Genomic DNA, 18,649 nt, shown 5'->3' on the forward strand with positions numbered 1-18,649 from the left:
ACTATTAATCTAAAAAAAACTGAATATTTATGATTAATAGAGTTTTAAAATTGTTCTAGTCATTTTCATGACTGTATTTTTGATTTTTTTCGGTTCCAGGAATAAAAATTGTTTTTTATTACCCTTGCATTGATTTATGTCTTTATTATGGTCAAAATAATTATTTTTTGTGACCTATGGTTATAAATTTTCGCCAAAACGGGCACAATTATAATTATTTGTGACCATATAATAGGTTTCTTTCGATAGCAAGGTCAAAAAAAAGACTGCAGAATGATAAAACAACTATCCACCTAATGCCCGCTCAACCACAATATCCTCAATTACCCGATGGCTGCTCAAAATACCTGTATGATAAATTTCACGGCCCAGCTTCGACCACTTGCGGATCTCTGCCGTTACCTCCGCAATCAGGAGCCCAGTGAATAATAAATAAGGAATCACAATCACCTTACCCTCAGCATCATCCAGCACCGCCGCTAACCCCTCTTGCAAGCGAGGTTCCGCTGCCGCCAAATAACATACCGAAACGCCTGTAATACCAAGCCGTTCCTTCACGCCATCCGCAATTAAGCCAAAATCTGCCAGAGTAGCAGGATCACTGCTCCCCCTTCCGACAATCAACACTCGATCCTGAAACCCGACTGGACCTGCGGTCACTCGAACTAGTTCAGCCACTGCATCCAGAATCTTACTATGAACACCGAAAGGATCCTTTACACTGATCGAAATATCCGGGTAAGCCGAGCTTAACACCTTAAGCACATTTGGGATATCCTGCTTTATATGCCCTGCAGCCAATAGAAACAGGGGAACAACCGTTACTTCCGTTGCGCCTTTCTCTACACACCGCCTAAAACCTTCTTCAATCGACGGCTCTGTTAACTCTAGAAAACTAATTTCTTGCAACGCCACATCCACGCGCTCACTCACTCTTGCAAAAAAGGCCCTTGCCTCGTCTGCTCCTTTTTTCGAGCGTGTACCATGACCAATGTATAAAATGGCTTTCATCTTCATCCCCTCCAAACACTACCCATGGACAACCGGCAGTTTAGGAACAATTTCCTCTTGAAACCAGTTTAACCGATTATGAAGCTTTACAACCTCGCCAATCACAATCATGCTTGGATTTGAGATTGCAGCTTCCTTCACAAGATCCTCGATGGTTTCAAGCGTTCCAACAACCGTTTGCTGATCACTTAGCGTCCCCCAATGTACAAGCGCAATTGGAGTATCGGGTGATTTGCCGGCCGAGATTAACTGCTCCGTTATGGTCGGAAGATGAGATACACCCATATAAATACAAAGCGTATCCACCCCATTAGCCAAATGATACCATTGATGTTCCGCTGCAACATTACCAGCGGCCTGGTGTCCCGTGATAAAAGCAAAACTTTTGCTCAAACTGCGATGGGTAACTGGAATTCCGGCATAAGCGGATGCGGCGATCCCGGAAGTAATCCCGGGAACCACTTCAAACGGAACATCGTGCTTCACACATTCTTCCGCTTCCTCGCCGCCGCGTCCAAATACAAATGGATCGCCGCCTTTTAACCTCACAACCTGATAGCCTTTTTTAGCGTATTTAACTAAAAAATGGTTAATGGTTTCTTGCTTCATTGTATGGTAGTTAGGGAGCTTTCCACAGTAAACAAGCTGCGCCCCTTCTTTTGCAAACTCAAGTAGTTCAGGATTTACGAGCCGATCATAGAGGATGACATCGGCTTCCTGCAGGCATCGTAATCCTTTGACCGTTATTAAATCTGGATCTCCTGGACCCGCACCCACTAAATAAACCTTGCCAGCCATGGCTGTTCATCCTTTCCCTAACTAGATAATGTTCTTACTTTGCAAGTATTGAAAAATCTGCTCGACTGCTTCACCCACTGAAAATTTGTCAGAGCGTATAGTGATTTCTGGACGCTCCGGTGCTTCATATGGAGAATCAATTCCTGTAAAATCTTTAATTTCGCCGCGGCGAGCTTTTTCATAAAGCTTCTTTGGATCACGAGCTTCACATTGTTCTATTGGGCAGTCAATGTATACTTCAACAAACTCGCCCTCTTCAAACAATGCACGAACCTGATCACGGTCAGAACGGAATGGAGAAATAAACGCGGTTGTTACAACTGCACCGCTGTCGACAAATAATTTTGCCACTTCTCCAATTCGGCGGATATTTTCTGTTCTGTCATAATCTGAAAAGCCTAAGTCCTTGTTTAAACCATGACGGATATTATCACCATCTAGGACATATTCATTAATTCCCTGACGATATAATTCACTTGACACGGCATTAGCAATCGTTGATTTACCAGAACCGGAAAGGCCAGTAAACCAAAGAACACAGCTTCCATGACCATTTTGAGCGCGGCGGTCTGCTTTCGAAACCGTTGCAGAGTGCCATGTAATATTCGTTGCTTTAGTCATTGTTGTTTATCCTCCTTAGACCGTTGCGGCTTCTTCTTTCATACCTTCTATTAATACTTCCACTACTTCTTTCCGGCTGAATGTAGCAGGAGGAAGGACACCAGCGCGAAGCATTTCTCTAACCTTAGTACCAGAAAGGATCACGCGGTCTTCTTTGCTGTGCGGGCAAGTTTTGTCAGATGCCATACCCTCACACTTTGTGCAATAGAAGCTGTGTTCAAAGAACATTGGTTTAATGCCAAGTTCGCCTTCAGCGAAATTGCTGAAAATGTGCTGAGCATCATATGTTCCGTAATAGTTGCCTACACCAGCATGGTCGCGGCCAACGATGAAGTGAGTGCAGCCAAAGTTTTTACGGGCAATCGCATGGAAAATTGCTTCTCTTGGTCCGGCATAACGCATTGCTGCTGGATATACACCAAGTTGTACACGCTCAGCAGGATAGTAATTATCAAGTAATACACGGTAGCTTTTTAAACGAACTTCTGCTGAAATATCGTCTGATTTTGTTTCCCCTACAAGCGGGCTTACGAATAATCCATCAACTGTTTCTAAGGCAGCTTTTTGGATGTACTCATGTGCACGGTGGATTGGATTTCTGGTTTGGAAGCCAACAATTGTTTTCCAGCCTTTTGCTTCGAACATCGCGCGTGTTTCTTTTGGCTCATACCAAACATCAGCGAATACGCCTTTATCAGATTTTTTAACAAGTGTAATATCCCCTGCTACATAAACAGGTCCTCTTTCATATAAACGTTTAACGCCTGGATGGGCGACTTCGTCTGTTTTGTAAACTTCAATAGCTTCTTTATCTAAATCTGGCTCATACCATTCAGATACTTTGATTACACCATAAACCTCGTTTTGAAAAACTAACTTGATTTCTTCTCCTACTTTGAGTGTTGCAGCCGTTTCGTAGGAAACAGGCAATGTAACTGGAATGGACCAGATGGTATTGTCTGCCAAACGCATGTTAGAAACAACATTTTCGTAGTCGGCTTTTCCAAGGAACCCTGTTAGCGGGCTGAATAGTCCTACACCAATCAACTCTAGATCACTCAATGCAATAGCATCAATCTCAAGTTCTTTCTCGATGTTTGTTAAATCATAAGTTGGGTCGAATGCTTGAATTAGTTTTCCTCCGTGAGGTGCTGGTAAAAATGACACTTTCAATCAAGTCCTTTCTTTTTTGGGAAATTATATATCAATAAAAATATGAAACTAGCAGATTTAATCTTTCGCAATCTCCTGGTGCACCGTGATACTTGGTTTTTGTCTTTTCATTAAGGACATAACACCAAAGACGGATATTAACACCCCGGCCATTGCGATGATAGGGTAAAGATTATGTTCAATAATCATTTGGATTAATGTATATGATAATACCATGGATAAAACCGGTGATACAATCCAAACTGTTAGAAGTTGTACGACGATATCTTTTTTCAAAACAGATTTGCCATTTTTTGCAAATCCAATCCCGATAATCGATGATGTGGTAATTTGTGTCAACGGAACTGGAATTCCAAAAACAGAGGCAATCGTTACAATAGTTGCACCTGTTCCTGAGATCACACAGCCCTCTTCTAACCGCAGTGCCGTAATTTTCTTCCCATTCGTCTCAAGGACGCGATGACCGAGGATAAGTGCCCCGCCGGCTACGAATAAACCGCCCCACAAGATCCCATTTTCGGTAGAAATTATTTGGGCCCCGACCAGAGGACCTACGGCATTGGCCACATTGTTCATTCCAGCTGAAAAGGCTTCGAACAATCCCATAAAAACGACTAATACAGAAAGAAAAGGGACTGCCTTCGTTGCTTCCATCCATTTTTTTAAATGTTTATTTTTTAATAGATACGTAACCGAGATCGCAATGATAAAGGCAACAAATGGCGTCAGCAGCCAGAATAGCAAAATCCAAACTAGTTTGCTGACAAACACGGATTGATAGACAATCCCTGCACCAATCACAGCACCTACCGCTACTTCACTCGTTGAAAGTGGAATTCCGAAGATATTCGCTAGGAACAATGACAGTGCCGCAGAAGTTAAAACAATTAAGGCAACCGGGACCGTAAACGTGCTGCTTGGGACAATCCCGCTTCCCAGCGTTTTCACAACTTCTCCGCCGCCAAGCCATGCTCCAAAGAAAACGGTGATACTGCATAACAGCAAGGCCAGCCTTTTTTTTACGACACCTGCTCCGTAGGCAATCCCCATCGAAGCTGCTGCCCCGCTGGCACCTATATTAATGGCAAAAAACAAACCAATCATCATGGCAATAATTGTGAGCAAATAAAATACCCTCCTTTAATCCCGCATTACGGACTTTTAACCCCCGTCTTTAAAATAATGATGGATTAAGAGCCCGAAGAGGTGGGCACTGCCCATCAATACCGGAATGGTTCAAAATCCACAGTGGGGACCACGGTGGTGATGCTCTGGCTTAACGGGTATGTAAGCCACATTCTGTCTTGCCGCTGCCTGACCAGCGTCCTGCGCGTGAATCCCCGCCATCTCCAACCGGCTTTGTGCAAGGGAAACAGCCAATACTAGGGTAATTTTGGTCATGTAAGGTATTGTATGGAAGATCCTTACTCTTGATGTAATCCCAAACCTCATCCCAAGTCCAATGAATTAATGGGCAAACTTTAATATTTTCGAATTTTTCATCCTTATTAAGGAATTCAGTGTTGGCTCTTGTTGGTGACTGTTCCCGGCGCAGTCCTGAGATCCACGCTTGTTTAGCAGTCAATGTCTCCCTTAATGGGATTACCTTACGAATGTTGCAGCACTGATTGGCATCTCTAAGCCATAAAGCTGAGCCATATTGTGCTGCTTGTTCATCAAGACTTACTTTCGGTTGTTTCCGCTCAATCCGCAATGTTGGGAAGCGGGCTTCGATTTTGTCGATTACCTCGTATGTTTCAGGGAAATGAAGCCCTGTGTCTAAAAATACGATATGGGCATCAGGCTTTACCTGATGAATGAGGTCAATCAACACAATCGCTTCTGCACCAAAACTTGATGCATATACGATTTCTTCATCGGGATAGTTGTTATAAGCCCACTCTAATACCGCACGTGCCCCTTTTGTTTCATCATCGAATGAAAATGTGTCTGAAATTTGTTGCCAATTTTGATAGGTTATTGCAGCCGTCATTCTACATGCCTCCTTTTTTCATAAAAAAAACGTCTTCCTGGATGGTTGACGTGTGGTCAGCCTCCAGCGTTCTGGTCAGCGGATTTTATTTTGTTTAAGACGAACCTTTTCATTTTTTTCTATTTGTACAATCTTGCCATCCTGAACTACTAGTGTAATCGACCCAAATTTTAAAGAAACCAACATGCTCTCTAAATGAGTAATTAGTTCTTCCCTTTCCGCAGCGTTCAGATGATTCGCCTCCTTTTTACAAAAAACGCCTTCCCCATTTTAGGAAAGGCGTTACTTAATCCAGTAAACACCTTATCTACCAAAATGAAAAACATTTTGCTGGAATTGGCACCTTGCTTGGCAGGTTGCCGGGCTTCATCGGGCCAGTCCCTAAGCCTCTCTAGATAAGAATTTTATTTGATGGAATTAATCCTACCATACCAATAGGATTTATGTAAATAAAAAAATACAAAATTTAAAAAATTATTAGCCTCCCCTCTCTATCGTTGTGAACTTTTAGCAAAAATTTTTTTGAAACCAATGCCCTTTTTTGAATTTTTGCATTTACTGTAATGTGAAGGAGGATGATAGATGTGACGGAATTGAATTTTCATCAAATTGCCCATGAACTGTTAAAAAAAGAAGTAGAAGTGGTGACCCTTCAAGGGAACTTTGTTGGCAGACTTCTCGATGTTGGCCGTGATGTTATTGTATTGGAATCGAGAGGCAGGGTTCGCCCGCGAGTTTTAGCGATCAGAATTGAAACCATCGTGGCGATTTTCCGGGTAGAAAATATTGGACCTAGAGGACCATTTGGATTTGGACCAGGTGAAGCCGGGGATTCACCTGAGCGCGAGGAAAGCAGCAGTAGCAGCAGTCATTAAGGTAAAATAAAGAGAAAGCAAATTTTTTATTGCTTTCTCTTTTTATTCGTATATCCGTAAACCAATGATAGTGTCTGTCATTACCCTTTTACATATTATCGTGTTAAAATAGTGAATTGAAAAATGTGCTCAAGAGTATTATGAGTTCGGAATTACATAAGTCGTGTTTCGTTATTGGAAGGACAAGATAAAATTTTTTATAGACAGAAGGGTTTTACTTGAAAAAATCAACAATGAATTTAGACCATAAACTACTTCGTTTTTCGGTCACTTTGATTACTGCTTTTGTGGGCGGACTATTGTTCACAGTCTTGCATACACCGATTCCCTGGCTGCTCGGTCCGATGGCGGCTGTATTGATCGGTGCTAGGTTTGGAAAAATCGCCTTTTACTGGCGGGTCGGAATTCGTGATACCGGCTTAATTATCGTTGGCTATTCGATTGGCTTATCGTTTACAAAAGACGCGCTCTTGCAAATTATCGCGAAACTCCCATCGATGGTGCTCATGACGACTTTATTAGTCTGCTTTTGCGCTGGAATTGCTTGGGTTGTTTCTAAACTGACTGGGGTCGATTATCCAACGGTTCTGACGGGAAGTATTCCTGGCGGACTTTCGCAGATGATTATTTTTGCGGAAGAAATGAAAGGAATCGACATTACCACTGTTACTTTCCTGCAAGTGGCTCGATTGATGATGATTATCTTTGTCGTCCCCTTTTTGATTTTGGGTCCGTTGTTTCATCATGCGGGCAGCGGTGCAGCGGCGGATGTGGTGGATAAAGCATCTCAAACCACAGGTCCGGTTTTTCCTAATTTGATTTTGTTAGCGATGATATGTATATTTTGTGCATTTTTGTCGCGTAAACTTAAGTTTCCAACTCCCAACTTATTAGGACCTATCCTCGGAACAGCGATTGCCGGTATTTCCGGGCTGCATGGACCTGTCTTGCCGCCATCTGTATTGAATGTTTCTCAGTTTATGATTGGCTCCTATATTGGTTTGTTGTTGAAACCGGAGAAACTCGAGCATAAAGCAAAAGTCATTAGCCTTGCATTTTTAAGTGGTCTGTTCATGATTGTCGGGGCTGTCGGATTAGGAATGTTGCTTATTTATTTTTACCATATTACACCGTCCACTAGTTTATTAAGCCTGGCACCAGGAGGAATGGATCAGATGGCCATTCTCGCCCATGAAGTGAACGCCGATTTATCCATGGTTACAGGCTATCAATTATTCCGGCTCTTTTTCATTTATTTTGTCGTCCCCCCAATGCTGCGGCTGTTTTTTAATGTTGGATCTGGAAAGATAAAAAAGAAGCCGGCATAGTTTCAAATTGACGTTGGAAGATGGAATTACTACTGGAATTGTATTTGGATAATGTATTATTGACTACCTTGTTAAAATATTTTTTGGCTAACTTTCATCTATAAGCACTATTGAATACCTAATCCTGCTATTAGACATAAAAAAACACACCAAAAGTTAGATTTTCACTCTAACTTTTGGGGTGCACTTAACAATTTCATATCCGAATTGCTTATTACCTTATCATTTTGGATAAAGGATTTCATCGATAATCCCGTATGCTTTTGCTTCCTCAGCACTCATAAAATAATCCCGATCCGTATCTTTGGCCACTTTTTCAACCGGCTGCCCTGTTCGCTCTGCAATGATTTGATTAATATGCTCTCTAAGCTTTAGAATGCGCCGAGCAGAGATTTCTATCTCTGTTGCCTGCCCTCTAGCCCCGCCCAATGGCTGATGGATCATGATTTCACTATTCGGTAGTGCACACCTCTTCCCTTTTGTTCCGGCCAGGAGCAACATGGCGCCGAAAGAAGCGGCCATACCGGTACAAATTGTACGAACGTCAGGTTTAATAATTTGCATGGTATCGTAAATCGCAAATCCCGCTGTGGTCGAGCCGCCTGGGCTGTTTATATAGAGAGAAATTTCTTTATCTGGGTTATCCGCTGCTAAAAATAATAATTGTGCCACAACGCTATTGGCGGTATGATCATTGATTTCCTCCCCAATGATGATAATTCTGTCCTTTAACAAACGGGAATAAATATCATAAGAACGCTCACCCCGATTGGATTGTTCAATTACATATGGAATTGTACTCATTTTTTCCTCCTTGAAGCGATTTATTAGGCTATGCAGCCATACAGAGAGTGCTAGAAGGAGATTGATTTTTATAAGATGATTTTGCATTTGCATAGAAACTTGTTACATTGCTTATGTCCGTGATTGAAGGAATGGCTTTAATCAGCACAGATGGGTCCTGTTCTTTCAAGGCCTCATAAAAAATTTCTGTGAGCTCCTCTTTTTCTTCTACATCCCAAAATGATTCAACTGAAAAAGCTTCCTCTTCTTCCAATGTTTTTTCCAGCCGTTTTTTCCCACGATGAAGACTTGCCTTTACGGCCATTTCGGTTGTGCCTAATATCTCAGCAATTTCCTTTAGCTGATACTGAAATGCCTCTTTTAGCAAAAAGATGACGGCCTGCTTAGGGGTAAATTTGCGAATCAGCATTTCAACTGAATTACGGACTTCATCGAGTTGTTTCGTTGATTCTTGACTAGAAAAGTCTAGTTCAGCCTCTAACGATTCATGTTTTCTTTTTCGAAGCTGATCAATCCAATGATGATACGCAATTTTGTTTAATAAAGCCGGACTTATCTTGTGCTGATGATACCTTAAAGCCTTTAGATAGGTCTCCTGGGCAATGTCATCTCCATCCCATTCATTCTGGGCTAGAAAACGGCAATAGCGCTGTAGCTTTGGATAATATTCAGTCCAGTGATTCTCTTCCTCTTTTGAACCCATGGTCCTGAATGGGTTAAGCTTAACTGACATGTTTTTCACTCCTTATGCACTCTCTGCTATATAAACGTTTCAAGAAGGATGATAAGATACGGGTCAGATTCATTTTTTTATTTTATTATATGTTAGTTTTCGAAGGATCACATAAATCGATGGATGGAGATCTGCTTTTCTTTAATTTGCTGATACATTTTTTCCACGTATTCTTCTCTGGCTGCTTCTTCTAGAGTGATTTTACGTTTATTAAAGGATATGGTAAAGAATAAGAGATTAATGGTCATTTTATTCCCCTCTTTCTCTCTGAGCTCATTTTTCTTTATAACGTTTGTTTGAGCTATTTAGGATACGGGATAATGGCCCAAATTTAATTGGAATGACTTTCAGGTTTACATAATATCATTATGTTGTATGTAAAAAATATGTAAATAAAAAACTATTAAGTTAATAAGGCTTGTAATAGGCGGCAAGACATCCTACAATGGTTGTAGCATCGTTAGATAAAAAATTTGTTGATTTTGATGAAAAATAACCATGGATTATTTTTATCAGCCTGATATAATGCAAATTATACAATACATGTTAAAGGTGGGCATTATGGAGAACACAAGTCGATATGTTGTCAACGCACTTGGAAAAGGTGGGGAAACATATTATACTCTTTGTAAAGATAAACAAGAATTACAGACATGGATCCACAACAATCGTGAAAAATTAGTTATGGATGAACTCATCATTAAGGATAAAAAACAAAGTTTATTCTCCAAATGGTTCGGCCTAAAAAAACTATATTAACCACAGACGCCATTCTCTCGCATGAATGGCGTTTTACTTTTGATAATTTAATAATTTAACAGTAAAATAACTGCATATAAATAAATATGGTATTATCTTACAAATAGGAGGTGTTTGTTTTGACGAATGAATTGGTGGTGAAGGAAGGACAATTGAAGACCGTGAACAATACGAATAATATCAGGGTCCATAATCGCTTTAGTTTAACGGTGTATTTTGGTGATTCATTGGACTTATTAGCTTTGCTAGGAGGTGTATACATAATAAGAAGTGTTGCAAAGAAAAGAAAGCAAAAAAAGAAAGCAGAGAAAATGTAATGGCGGTTGTCTCGCCATTGCATTTTTTTGCTTTTAGTTTTCCAATTCCCTGATCCTCTTACGCAGCTCAATCATGACCGCTTTTGGGTTTTCCAGTTCAAATATGACATATTTATATTTTCCAGCTCCCTCGATTTCCAAGTGCAATAAGGGTACATTGTGTTCGAATGAAAGGAAAAACCACTCGTTACCAAATTTAAAGCTACCTTCGTAAATATGGAGTGGTGCAACCCGAGGTGCTTGGCATCTTGAGCATCCACATCGTAGGTTCAAATTCATCTAGATACACCTTTTTGATAGCCTTATAGGGAATTTTCAACTGCCATTTCAACGCAAAAATACTTTCAACACCATTTAATCTAAGTACGAACTCTTCCTCATCAAAGTGGACTTTCCTTGTCATAAAGGTCCCCTCACTTAGGGTTTGATTCATACCTTCTTCCTCTATTTTAACACTTACAGAATTAGGAAACTAGGAAAATGAAAAATGGTGTCAGGCACCATTTGACATGTTCCCATCATAAGAACAATACAAAATTAGTTAATGGTGCCTGACACCAAGGCGTTAAATTTTTTCTTTTGGATTTGGATGAGTCTGATGGAGAGGGCAATTCCTGCAGCGAGCAGCCCTATGGTAAGGCCAATCCAGTACCCTCTTGCTCCCAGGCTTGTGAAATTGGCCAGGAGATAGCCTGTTGGCAGGCAGATAAGCCAATAAGCGACAAGTGTCATGATAAAGGCAATATTTACGTCTTTATAGCCCCTTAATGCAGCTTGCGCGGTTGCCTGGATGGCATCCGAAATTTGGAAAAACAGGGCAAAGATTAAGAAGTTCGCCGTTAAGTTAATAACTGCGGCCTCAGTAGAATAAAGCCCGGCAACCTGATAACGAAATGCGACGACAACCAACCCCGTCCCAATGGCAATTACCACCGCGGTCCCAATACCTAACCAACTGTACTGTTTGGCATCCTTATATCTTCGAGCCCCTACTTCAAAACCGACAAGCACGGTTAGCGCTGTTGAAATACTAATCGGGATCATATAAATGAATGAGACGACATTAAGAGCAGACTGATATGCAGCAATCGTCGTTACATTAAACTTACTCAATAAGATGGTTACGATGGCAAACACGGTGGTCTCGAAGAAAACGGACAGTCCCATCGGCACGCCAATTTTTAAGATTTCCTTACACTGTTCCCATGAAAACTCTTTTAAATTTGAAAAGATTTGGAAAGAAGAAAAAGAATCTTTACTTTTTACGATATATATCGTCATCCCCAGAAATATCCAATCGGTAATAGCTGTCGCATAGCCTGCCCCTGCACCGCCAAGCTCTGGGAATCCAAACTTCCCAAAGATAAGAACGTAATTCAGAATTAAATTGATCGGCAATGATAACAGCATGATGACCATAATAACACGTGTTTTTCCTAAGGCATAAATAAAGGATCTTAGTACATTAAAAAGAAAAAGTGGGAGCATTCCATAACTAAGTCCAACTAAATAATCAAAGGCTGTATCATGTACATTTGGTGCAAGCTCCATAAAATTTAAAATGGGATTTAACAAAAAAGTTCCAAGAATGATGACAACGACTGTAATTAATACTGATAGATACATCCCGTGTTTGACTACAGTAGCTACTTCATCATTCTTTTTTTCTCCAAAGCGCTGGGCAGCAATCGGCGACACAGCAAGAAAAATTCCGCTAATTCCAGTAAAGATTGGACTCCATATGGACGTGCCAATAGCCACTCCTGCTAAATCAGAACTACTATATCTTCCTGACATTATTGTATTAAAAAATACCATTGAAAACATGCCAAGTTGGGTAATTAAAATCGGCACAAGCAAAACAAAAATTTGCTTTGTCTTTTCTTTAAGTGTAAAGGTTTGATTCATACTATTTATGTACTCCTATAAAAAAATAAAAATCCGAAATTTCATTATACCCTACTATGGGCTAATTTTCCGCAAAAAGAATTAGTTTAGGATATAAAAAATAGAACTTCATTCGAAGTCCTATTTCTTCACGATTTTGGATGGGTTATTGATTTTATATAACACCGCTGTATCCACCACAAATTCCTCCGGGGCATCTTTGCCTTTCCCCATTTTCTTAGCGGCCACTTTTCCATCGAATTCAAGTACATCCTCAGCTGCCAATTCAAATTTTTTCAATGTCTTACTATGACTGCACCAGGCTAGTCCTAATTCAATTGGATTTTCTAGAACAATTTGGACATTTTCCAAAACAACCACTTCGTCATTTTCTTCATTAAAAGGATTATAGACAAGCGCAAACTGTTTAACTTTAGCGGTAAAATGTACTTTATCGGCAGGCAGTTCAATTTTTGGAGCTTTTTCTTTCTTTTGTTTAGGTTCCTTGGCTGGTTTCGCTGCCTTTTCCTTCTTGGGAGCTTCTACAGGTGAGACTGTTTCGGGTTGCTGTGTGGACTCTGCTGATTTACGCACTGTTCCTTCATCCGAATGATCCTTCTCTTCAAGGTTAATTAAACTCTCCTTGCCGAAGCTGGACGACTGCATTTCTTTTAAAAAAGCAGGATGGATACAGGTCAAATTGCCATCTTGAAATTCAATCACAAGTGTGTTAAATTCTCCGGTATTCCCATAAGTCTCATATCCTTTAATTGTTACAAGACGCTGATAGTTGCCTTCTTTGTACCAAAACTCCTTTTTCGCCGTTGGCAGGCCCCATTCCTTCAGCTTTTCCTTATAATGATCATCATTTCGAAATGGTTCATAATCCCCTTTGGGCGGAATATATTTAGTTAAATCGGACTGTTCTAATTGTGAACGCAGAATGGCCATAATGACAATTCCCTCCATTATTTATGTATGTTCTTTGATTATATCATTTATTTCAGAAAAGAATAATTTGACCACTCTAACATTGATCGATCAATCGGCATAAAAAAAAGACTCTGCAAGGAGAGTCTTTTTTTTATAGCTTAAAACTATATTTTACGAACGTTAGAAGCTTGTGGTCCACGTTGACCTTGTTCAACGTCGAAAGAAACTGCTTGACCTTCGTCTAGAGATTTGAAGCCTTCGCCTTGGATTGCAGAGAAGTGAACGAATACGTCGTCTCCAGCTTCGCGCTCGATAAATCCAAAACCTTTTTCTGCGTTAAACCATTTTACTTTACCTTGTTCCATGTGTGGTTCCTCCTGCTGTGTGCTTTGCACACAATTTGTTACTATCCTTGCTCAAATCTTCAAGACAAAAAGCAGTGTTCACTTTAACGTTCTTTCCGACTCACAAAAATAATTCTACTTAACTATAGCAGAATGATATCCATAAAGCAAACTCCTTTGGACATTTAATTTTACTTTGGTAGAAAAGTCGGCCATTTAAGCCAAAATTTGTAAGCGTTTTTATTTATATATTTAGTGTTTCGAAATTTTTTTAAAACTTCTAATATTCTTCTATTAGATTGTGGTCTTTGATTGTATAATTACTATGGAATTAAAAAAGAAATCGGTGACGACACATGCGCACATATAACGAAAAGATCAGTATTTACCATGGAATGGTGTCTACCATTACTGTGAATCTTGCAAGTAATTATTTTCCTATCTTCGCTATCTCAATTCTAGGTGCCTCCAATTACCAGGTGGGCTTAATCAGCTCTCTTCCGCCATTGGTCGCATTGATGATGACGATTCCGGCAGCTATTTTATTAAACCGGTTGGAACTGCAAAAGAAAACGGTGGCTATGTCTGTTCTGTGGGCGAGAATGATGTTTTTACTGCTGGCAGGCGTCGTTTTCATTCATACCTCCTATCAAGCGTGGACATTTCTGATTATCGTAGCGCTCATGAATGTTCCTGGAACGATTTCGAATATCGGCTGGCAGACGTTGATTAGTGGGATGATAAAGGAAAATCGGCGCGGGGCCTTTTTTAGTGACCGCAACCGGCTCTTGACGATTGTGGGAATGATCACCACTTTAATCATCGGCATTGTGATGAAAAGTCAAACCCATCATGCCTGGGCCTATCAAATATTGTTTGTGATTGCTTTCCTGTTTGGTTTACTAGAAGTATTTTATCTAATGAAGCATCGGGAAGAACAACAAATAAAACAGGAACAAAAAAAATCATCGATGGATTGGTCGATTTTTCAGGATCGAGGCTACAAATGGTTTCTGATTACGGCTCTATGCTTTAATTTTACTTGGCAGATGGCTTGGGGGTTATTTAATATTTACAATGTTAAATATGTTCATGCGACCATCCTTTGGATAAGTATTTTTTCGGTTGCCAATCAGTTAGTGCAGATTTTCTCGTTTCCCTTGTGGAAGAAATGGGCGGAGCAAAGGTCTAACACTTTAATGCTCGTATGGGTAGCAGTGGGGATGGCTACAGCCCCTGTGTTAAACATTTTGTCGACAAATGTATTCTATATAACCTTTGTTTCGATGACCTCGGGATTTTTTGTTTCTGGTACAACTCTTTTATTGTTTAATCTATTGTTGGAGCAATCACCAGAAGAAAAGCGAACCTATTGTATAACTACCTATAATGTCCTCTTATCCATTGTCGCTTTTATTGCTCCACAAATTGGCATTTGGTTTTTAGAAATCTCCAACATGCGGATATCGATGGAGATCTGCACGATCTTGCGAGGTATCAGCGCCTTTGTCTTTTTCTTGATGTATGTAAAATTCATGAGAAACAAAAGATCAACTAAAATGATTTCTTCCAAAAAAGCGTCCCCATCATCTTAATTTTGATGGGGCGTTTTTTTTACAGCAAAGTTGTGGTGAGACACCAGTAAATTTTTAAACTGGCTAATATATTTAAAAAAGTTTCATATTTTTAGAAGGAGTTGATTTCTGAAAACGGGAGGGGCCAATGATTAAAATCAATCATCAGGTTGTTGAGCCGGGAGACCTAAAGGGAATTATCAAACCAGGTGAAAGAAATATTATTAAACTTATGGCGGGTTATCATTCGACGTTTGAATATGGATCCATAAATCAGCTGGAATTTGAACTCTTGTTTCGTATCAACACCATGAAAGCAGCTCAAGAACTTAACAAGAGCGGGGCAAAGTTTACGACATTCACGTATGCATTTTGCAATAAGACGTACTGGGACAGATTAGGAAATGGTGGTTTTTTGTTAAAATCAAATGTTAGCCCGTCTGTTGCGATCCTGGACATCCTAAAAAACGGCAAACTTTATGCGTTTGAATGTTCCACTGCCATTGCGATCGTTTTATATATTGCCACTCTTTATTCCATTGGACGCCAGAGGTTTGATGTGTTATTTACCAGGATTTACTTAATGGGTTGGCAATTCGATGAGGATCTGCCGGTTTATAATATATATTCGGATGATTTCCTGCCTGGCGATATCTTACATTTTAACAATCCTGATTTTGACCCGAAACAGCCACATTGGCGCGCCGAAAATGTGGTCTATTTTGGCGATGACAAGTATTACGGTCATGGCGTTGGCATCCAGCCAGCCAGTACGATCATCAACTTCCTAAACAAAAAAAGAATGCCGAATCCAAAGAATTCAGCATACCTCATGAATATGATTACACGACCCTACTACCCATCATTGACAAACTGATGAATGTAGAAATAGTGAAATTGGTGACAGGCACCGCTCGTGGACATTGTCCACGGGCGGTGCCTGTCACCTTTTTTACTCTATTTATATACTAAAAGTTAATAAATGCATCTTCTGCTTTTACGTTGTTCTTAATTACTTTGTTTTCTTTTAACCACTCTGCAACTTGTTCCCATGTTTGTGGGTCTTGGTAGCCGAATGATTTGTCTTTTGCGTCCATGAGCGGCAAGAGGATTTGTAAGCTCTTTGTCTCAATGTCCTTCTCTAATGGAGATGATTTGTCTTCATGCTTTAATAAAACGGACAAGCCTGCTTCTGGGTGGTCCTGAACATATTTTTGTCCTTTTCCAATCGCAGTCATAAACTTCTTAAATACTTCCGGCTTTGCTTTTAGTTCCTTTTCACTTCCGACCAATACTAATTCATAGTAATCTGGTACCTCGTAGTCAGCAGGATTTAAAGTGCGCATTGGATGACCTTCTTTGTCCAGCAATAACTTCTCATGATTAATATAACCGCCAATTAGAGCGTTTGTTTTCTTAGTTGCCATCGCCGGAATTAAGTCCCAACCCACGTCAACCATTTTAATCTTAGAAGCATCTCCACCGTCAGACTTAACCATGGATTGGACGATTGCTTCATCCAAAGGAATCGATGGATAGCCGATTGTCTTACCTGCTAAGTCCTTAGGGGATTTGATTGAACTATCTGCTGGCACCATTAGTTGATTAAGAGGGTGACGTACAATCGCTCCAAACGATTGAACAGGGATATCTTCCCCACGTGCCACCAATACCTGCGGCTGATAGCTGAGCGCCATATCAATTTGGTCGGCAGCGACAAGTTTTAACGGATCATTTGTATCTGCCGGCATTTGAATCTCTACATCCAAGCCTTGCTCTTTAAAGTAGCCCTTTTCCTGTGCTGTATAAAGGAAAGAGTGAACGGCGTTTGGATACCAGTCTAACATTAAGGTCACTTTCTCAAGCTTCTTGTCCCCACTTGTTGCGTTCTTTTCGGTTGCCTTTTCGTCGTTTTTCCCGCATGCACTTAATATTAGCAGCAAAAGGCTAAACAGGATTAAAGCAGTTTTCTTCATTGATTTCTACTTCCCCTCTTAGATGTGGTATTTATTTTTCAATAATTGTTTTTCGATGAAACTAATCAATAAAAACAGAATAATTCCAAGTAATGATAATAAAAATATCGCGGCAAACACGGCATCTGCCTTTAAGCTTCCTGACATCCGGCGGCTGAAGTACCCCAGCCCCTCACTGGCACCGAGCCATTCTCCGATCGTCGCCCCGACAACACAATAGACAACCGACATTTTCAAACCTGTCAAAAACGCTGGCAGGGCCATTGGCACCTGTATTTTCCTAAAAATCGCCCAGCGGTTTGCCCCCATTGTTAACAATAATTCACGATATTCCTGCCCCCCCGACTTCAACCCATCATAAGTACTAACGACAATCGGAAAGAATGCCGTTAAAATCGTGACGGCAATTTTGCTCCAAATCGAATAGCCAAACCACATAATAAATATTGGCGAAATCGCGATCAGCGGGATCGTTTGTGAAATCACTAGAAACGGATAAAGTACTTTCTCTAATGTACGAGAAAAGTGCATGCCAACTCCGAGTAAGGTTCCGGCAGTAACGGAAATCGCAAACCCAATCAGCACCTCATTCAGAGTGGCTGGCAAATGCTCTTCAAACAGAAGCTCACGGTTGTCTATTAATGAGCTCCAGATAGCTGAAGGTGACGGCAAGATAAAGGCTGGAATGATTCCCCGCTTTACAACCATTTCCCATAAGCTGACCAGAAGAATGACGACGATAATAAATAAACCGTAATCACTCGTCCATTTTTTTAATCTAGTTGTTTTCATGTTGAATCAGCCACTCCAGTTCTTTTCTCATCCTAATAAAATCAGCTTCATAGATTAATTCTGAACTTCTCGGTCTGGGCAGGTTAACCTTCCATTCTTCCATTCCATCCACTTTTAGCACATAAATCCTGTCGCTGAGCAGTATGGCTTCCTCTAAATCATGGGTGATAAACAGGACCGTCTTTTGTAAATCTCCCCACAATCCCAATAACCAGCTATGCATATTACGCTTCGTCATCGAATCCAGTGCACCAAACGGTTCATCTAACAATAATAGGTCTTTCCCAGTCATAAGAGTTCGTAAAAAAGCGACCCGCTGCCGCATTCCTCCCGACAGTTCATTGGAATAAGCATTTTCATAATCGGCAAGTCCAAAGCGAGCCAGCCACTCCCGCACTTCTGGTAATTTCGCTTTCTTATTTTCCTTTGTTACCTCGAGCGGAAGTAGAACATTGTCTAAAACGGTTCTCCAAGGTAAAAGCAAGTCCTTTTGCGGCATATAGCCCACACTTCCTAGTCTCTTTCCGGCACCCTGCTCCCCATTAATCAGAATTTCTCCTTGTTGAGGTTCCATTAACCCGGTTACCAACTTAAAGAGAGTGCTTTTACCAGAACCACTCGCCCCGATAACGGAAACAAATTCCCCAGCTTTTACGTCGAGTGAAATTTTTTCAAAAATCGGTTTTTCGGCACCAAAGGTATAAGATAGTTCGCTGATCTGTAACATTGAT

Annotated in this window: 22 protein-coding genes, 1 pseudogene and 1 riboswitch; of the genes and pseudogenes, 6 read left to right on the forward strand and 17 right to left on the reverse strand. The window is 40.5% G+C overall.

Going from position 1 to position 18,649, the window contains the following annotated elements; all coding sequences use genetic code 11:
* Window positions 1–285 precede the first annotated feature (285 nt).
* The 7 genes from AAHB15_RS09850 to AAHB15_RS09880 form a co-directional block, all read right to left on the reverse strand.
* Complete coding sequence (locus AAHB15_RS09850) at window positions 286–1,011, reverse strand: sirohydrochlorin chelatase (RefSeq protein WP_342042291.1); 726 nt, start codon at window positions 1,009–1,011, stop codon at window positions 286–288.
* An 18-nt stretch (window positions 1,012–1,029) separates the two neighbouring features.
* Window positions 1,030–1,809 carry a uroporphyrinogen-III C-methyltransferase gene (gene cobA, locus AAHB15_RS09855; protein WP_098527563.1) on the reverse strand — a complete coding sequence of 260 codons (780 nt, stop codon included), beginning with the start codon at window positions 1,807–1,809 and terminating at the stop codon, window positions 1,030–1,032.
* A gap of 21 nt (window positions 1,810–1,830) precedes the next feature.
* On the reverse strand, window positions 1,831–2,430 hold the full coding sequence (gene cysC, locus AAHB15_RS09860) for an adenylyl-sulfate kinase (RefSeq protein WP_098527562.1): 600 nt from the start codon (window positions 2,428–2,430) through the stop codon (window positions 1,831–1,833).
* Between the two features lie 15 nt (window positions 2,431–2,445).
* Complete coding sequence (sat, locus tag AAHB15_RS09865) at window positions 2,446–3,597, reverse strand: sulfate adenylyltransferase (protein WP_144561967.1); 1,152 nt, start codon at window positions 3,595–3,597, stop codon at window positions 2,446–2,448.
* Window positions 3,598–3,660: 63 nt separating this feature from the next.
* Window positions 3,661–4,728 (reverse strand): inorganic phosphate transporter, encoded by a 1,068-nt coding sequence (locus AAHB15_RS09870; protein ID WP_335571253.1) that lies wholly within the window; start codon window positions 4,726–4,728, stop codon window positions 3,661–3,663.
* Window positions 4,729–4,879: 151 nt separating this feature from the next.
* Entirely contained in the window at window positions 4,880–5,596 is a 717-nt protein-coding gene (locus AAHB15_RS09875; RefSeq protein WP_098527560.1) for a phosphoadenylyl-sulfate reductase, read from the reverse strand.
* A gap of 75 nt (window positions 5,597–5,671) precedes the next feature.
* Complete coding sequence (locus AAHB15_RS09880; RefSeq protein WP_374110610.1) at window positions 5,672–5,800, reverse strand: YezD family protein; 129 nt, start codon at window positions 5,798–5,800, stop codon at window positions 5,672–5,674.
* 96 nt (window positions 5,801–5,896) lie between these two features.
* Window positions 5,897–5,998, reverse strand: a riboswitch (SAM riboswitch).
* 182 nt (window positions 5,999–6,180) lie between these two features.
* Between AAHB15_RS09880 and AAHB15_RS09885 the strand changes: the two genes are divergently transcribed.
* Together AAHB15_RS09885 and AAHB15_RS09890 are read left to right on the forward strand one after the other, a co-directional pair.
* Complete coding sequence (locus AAHB15_RS09885) at window positions 6,181–6,471, forward strand: hypothetical protein (protein WP_335571254.1); 291 nt, start codon at window positions 6,181–6,183, stop codon at window positions 6,469–6,471.
* 218 nt (window positions 6,472–6,689) lie between these two features.
* Complete coding sequence (locus tag AAHB15_RS09890; RefSeq protein WP_342042292.1) at window positions 6,690–7,799, forward strand: AbrB family transcriptional regulator; 1,110 nt, start codon at window positions 6,690–6,692, stop codon at window positions 7,797–7,799.
* Between the two features lie 222 nt (window positions 7,800–8,021).
* Here AAHB15_RS09890 and clpP read toward each other — a convergent pair whose 3' ends face one another.
* The 3 genes from clpP to AAHB15_RS09905 form a co-directional block, all read right to left on the reverse strand.
* Window positions 8,022–8,603: an ATP-dependent Clp endopeptidase proteolytic subunit ClpP gene (gene clpP / locus AAHB15_RS09895; protein WP_098527556.1), complete on the reverse strand. Its 582-nt coding sequence runs from the start codon at window positions 8,601–8,603 to the stop codon at window positions 8,022–8,024.
* Between the two features lie 28 nt (window positions 8,604–8,631).
* Entirely contained in the window at window positions 8,632–9,336 is a 705-nt protein-coding gene (locus AAHB15_RS09900) for a sigma-70 family RNA polymerase sigma factor (protein ID WP_342042293.1), read from the reverse strand.
* Window positions 9,337–9,443: 107 nt separating this feature from the next.
* Window positions 9,444–9,584, reverse strand: a complete 141-nt coding sequence (locus AAHB15_RS09905; RefSeq protein WP_335571258.1) for a YrzI family small protein — start codon at window positions 9,582–9,584, stop codon at window positions 9,444–9,446.
* A gap of 313 nt (window positions 9,585–9,897) precedes the next feature.
* Between AAHB15_RS09905 and AAHB15_RS09910 the strand changes: the two genes are divergently transcribed.
* Window positions 9,898–10,095: a hypothetical protein gene (locus AAHB15_RS09910; protein WP_098527553.1), complete on the forward strand. Its 198-nt coding sequence runs from the start codon at window positions 9,898–9,900 to the stop codon at window positions 10,093–10,095.
* Between the two features lie 119 nt (window positions 10,096–10,214).
* Window positions 10,215–10,412 carry a hypothetical protein gene (locus AAHB15_RS09915; RefSeq protein WP_342042294.1) on the forward strand — a complete coding sequence of 66 codons (198 nt, stop codon included), beginning with the start codon at window positions 10,215–10,217 and terminating at the stop codon, window positions 10,410–10,412.
* A gap of 33 nt (window positions 10,413–10,445) precedes the next feature.
* On the opposite strand, the pseudogene AAHB15_RS09920 reads toward AAHB15_RS09915, so the two are convergent.
* The 4 genes and pseudogenes from AAHB15_RS09920 to AAHB15_RS09935 all read right to left on the reverse strand — a co-directional run bounded on the left by AAHB15_RS09920 (window position 10,446) and on the right by AAHB15_RS09935 (window position 13,597).
* A pseudogene (locus AAHB15_RS09920) lies at window positions 10,446–10,815 on the reverse strand (hypothetical protein).
* A gap of 134 nt (window positions 10,816–10,949) precedes the next feature.
* Window positions 10,950–12,320 carry an MATE family efflux transporter gene (locus tag AAHB15_RS09925; protein ID WP_342042296.1) on the reverse strand — a complete coding sequence of 457 codons (1,371 nt, stop codon included), beginning with the start codon at window positions 12,318–12,320 and terminating at the stop codon, window positions 10,950–10,952.
* 120 nt (window positions 12,321–12,440) lie between these two features.
* The gene (locus AAHB15_RS09930; RefSeq protein WP_342042297.1) at window positions 12,441–13,250 is read right to left on the reverse strand and encodes a hypothetical protein; all 810 of its coding nucleotides are present in this window, start codon (window positions 13,248–13,250) and stop codon (window positions 12,441–12,443) included.
* Window positions 13,251–13,396: 146 nt separating this feature from the next.
* Window positions 13,397–13,597 carry a cold-shock protein gene (locus tag AAHB15_RS09935; RefSeq protein ID WP_098527548.1) on the reverse strand — a complete coding sequence of 67 codons (201 nt, stop codon included), beginning with the start codon at window positions 13,595–13,597 and terminating at the stop codon, window positions 13,397–13,399.
* Window positions 13,598–13,932: 335 nt separating this feature from the next.
* On the opposite strand from AAHB15_RS09935, the gene AAHB15_RS09940 reads away from it, so the two are divergent.
* On the forward strand, window positions 13,933–15,171 hold the full coding sequence (locus tag AAHB15_RS09940) for an MFS transporter (RefSeq protein WP_342042299.1): 1,239 nt from the start codon (window positions 13,933–13,935) through the stop codon (window positions 15,169–15,171).
* A 127-nt stretch (window positions 15,172–15,298) separates the two neighbouring features.
* Window positions 15,299–16,027 carry a protein-glutamine gamma-glutamyltransferase gene (locus AAHB15_RS09945; protein WP_342042300.1) on the forward strand — a complete coding sequence of 243 codons (729 nt, stop codon included), beginning with the start codon at window positions 15,299–15,301 and terminating at the stop codon, window positions 16,025–16,027.
* A 91-nt stretch (window positions 16,028–16,118) separates the two neighbouring features.
* On the opposite strand, the gene AAHB15_RS09950 is transcribed toward AAHB15_RS09945, so the two are convergent.
* The 3 genes from AAHB15_RS09950 to AAHB15_RS09960 are packed head-to-tail and all read right to left on the reverse strand — an operon-like array spanning window position 16,119 to window position 18,645.
* A complete protein-coding gene (locus AAHB15_RS09950) occupies window positions 16,119–17,126 on the reverse strand; it encodes an ABC transporter substrate-binding protein (RefSeq protein ID WP_342042302.1) in 1,008 nt (335 codons plus the stop codon).
* An 18-nt stretch (window positions 17,127–17,144) separates the two neighbouring features.
* Complete coding sequence (locus AAHB15_RS09955) at window positions 17,145–17,918, reverse strand: ABC transporter permease (RefSeq protein ID WP_335573184.1); 774 nt, start codon at window positions 17,916–17,918, stop codon at window positions 17,145–17,147.
* Window positions 17,905–18,645: an ABC transporter ATP-binding protein gene (locus AAHB15_RS09960; protein ID WP_335573185.1), complete on the reverse strand. Its 741-nt coding sequence runs from the start codon at window positions 18,643–18,645 to the stop codon at window positions 17,905–17,907. Before AAHB15_RS09960 ends, AAHB15_RS09955 begins: the two co-directional genes overlap by 14 nt.
* Window positions 18,646–18,649: the final 4 nt, after the last annotated feature.

This window comes from Bacillus sp. OTU2372 (assembly GCF_038440275.1).
Classification (GTDB): domain Bacteria; phylum Bacillota; class Bacilli; order Bacillales; family Cytobacillaceae; genus Neobacillus; species Neobacillus bataviensis_B.

Bases quoted from the DNA above. Each gene is read 5' to 3' on its own strand.
- cobA (WP_098527563.1), bottom strand. From the start codon at position 1,809: ATGGCTGGCAAGGTTTATTTAGTGGGTGCGGGTCCAGGAGATCCAGAT.
- AAHB15_RS09910 (WP_098527553.1), top strand. From the start codon at position 9,898: ATGGAGAACACAAGTCGATATGTTGTCAACGCACTTGGAAAAGGTGGG.
- AAHB15_RS09960 (WP_335573185.1), bottom strand. From the start codon at position 18,645: ATGTTACAGATCAGCGAACTATCTTATACCTTTGGTGCCGAAAAACCG.
- AAHB15_RS09850 (WP_342042291.1), bottom strand. From the start codon at position 1,011: ATGAAAGCCATTTTATACATTGGTCATGGTACACGCTCGAAAAAAGGA.
- AAHB15_RS09950 (WP_342042302.1), bottom strand. From the start codon at position 17,126: ATGAAGAAAACTGCTTTAATCCTGTTTAGCCTTTTGCTGCTAATATTA.
- AAHB15_RS09875 (WP_098527560.1), bottom strand. From the start codon at position 5,596: ATGACGGCTGCAATAACCTATCAAAATTGGCAACAAATTTCAGACACA.
- AAHB15_RS09905 (WP_335571258.1), bottom strand. From the start codon at position 9,584: ATGACCATTAATCTCTTATTCTTTACCATATCCTTTAATAAACGTAAA.
- AAHB15_RS09925 (WP_342042296.1), bottom strand. From the start codon at position 12,320: ATGAATCAAACCTTTACACTTAAAGAAAAGACAAAGCAAATTTTTGTT.
- AAHB15_RS09935 (WP_098527548.1), bottom strand. From the start codon at position 13,597: ATGGAACAAGGTAAAGTAAAATGGTTTAACGCAGAAAAAGGTTTTGGA.
- AAHB15_RS09945 (WP_342042300.1), top strand. From the start codon at position 15,299: ATGATTAAAATCAATCATCAGGTTGTTGAGCCGGGAGACCTAAAGGGA.
- cysC (WP_098527562.1), bottom strand. From the start codon at position 2,430: ATGACTAAAGCAACGAATATTACATGGCACTCTGCAACGGTTTCGAAA.
- AAHB15_RS09900 (WP_342042293.1), bottom strand. From the start codon at position 9,336: ATGTCAGTTAAGCTTAACCCATTCAGGACCATGGGTTCAAAAGAGGAA.
- AAHB15_RS09940 (WP_342042299.1), top strand. From the start codon at position 13,933: ATGCGCACATATAACGAAAAGATCAGTATTTACCATGGAATGGTGTCT.
- clpP (WP_098527556.1), bottom strand. From the start codon at position 8,603: ATGAGTACAATTCCATATGTAATTGAACAATCCAATCGGGGTGAGCGT.
- AAHB15_RS09930 (WP_342042297.1), bottom strand. From the start codon at position 13,250: ATGGCCATTCTGCGTTCACAATTAGAACAGTCCGATTTAACTAAATAT.
- AAHB15_RS09955 (WP_335573184.1), bottom strand. From the start codon at position 17,918: ATGAAAACAACTAGATTAAAAAAATGGACGAGTGATTACGGTTTATTT.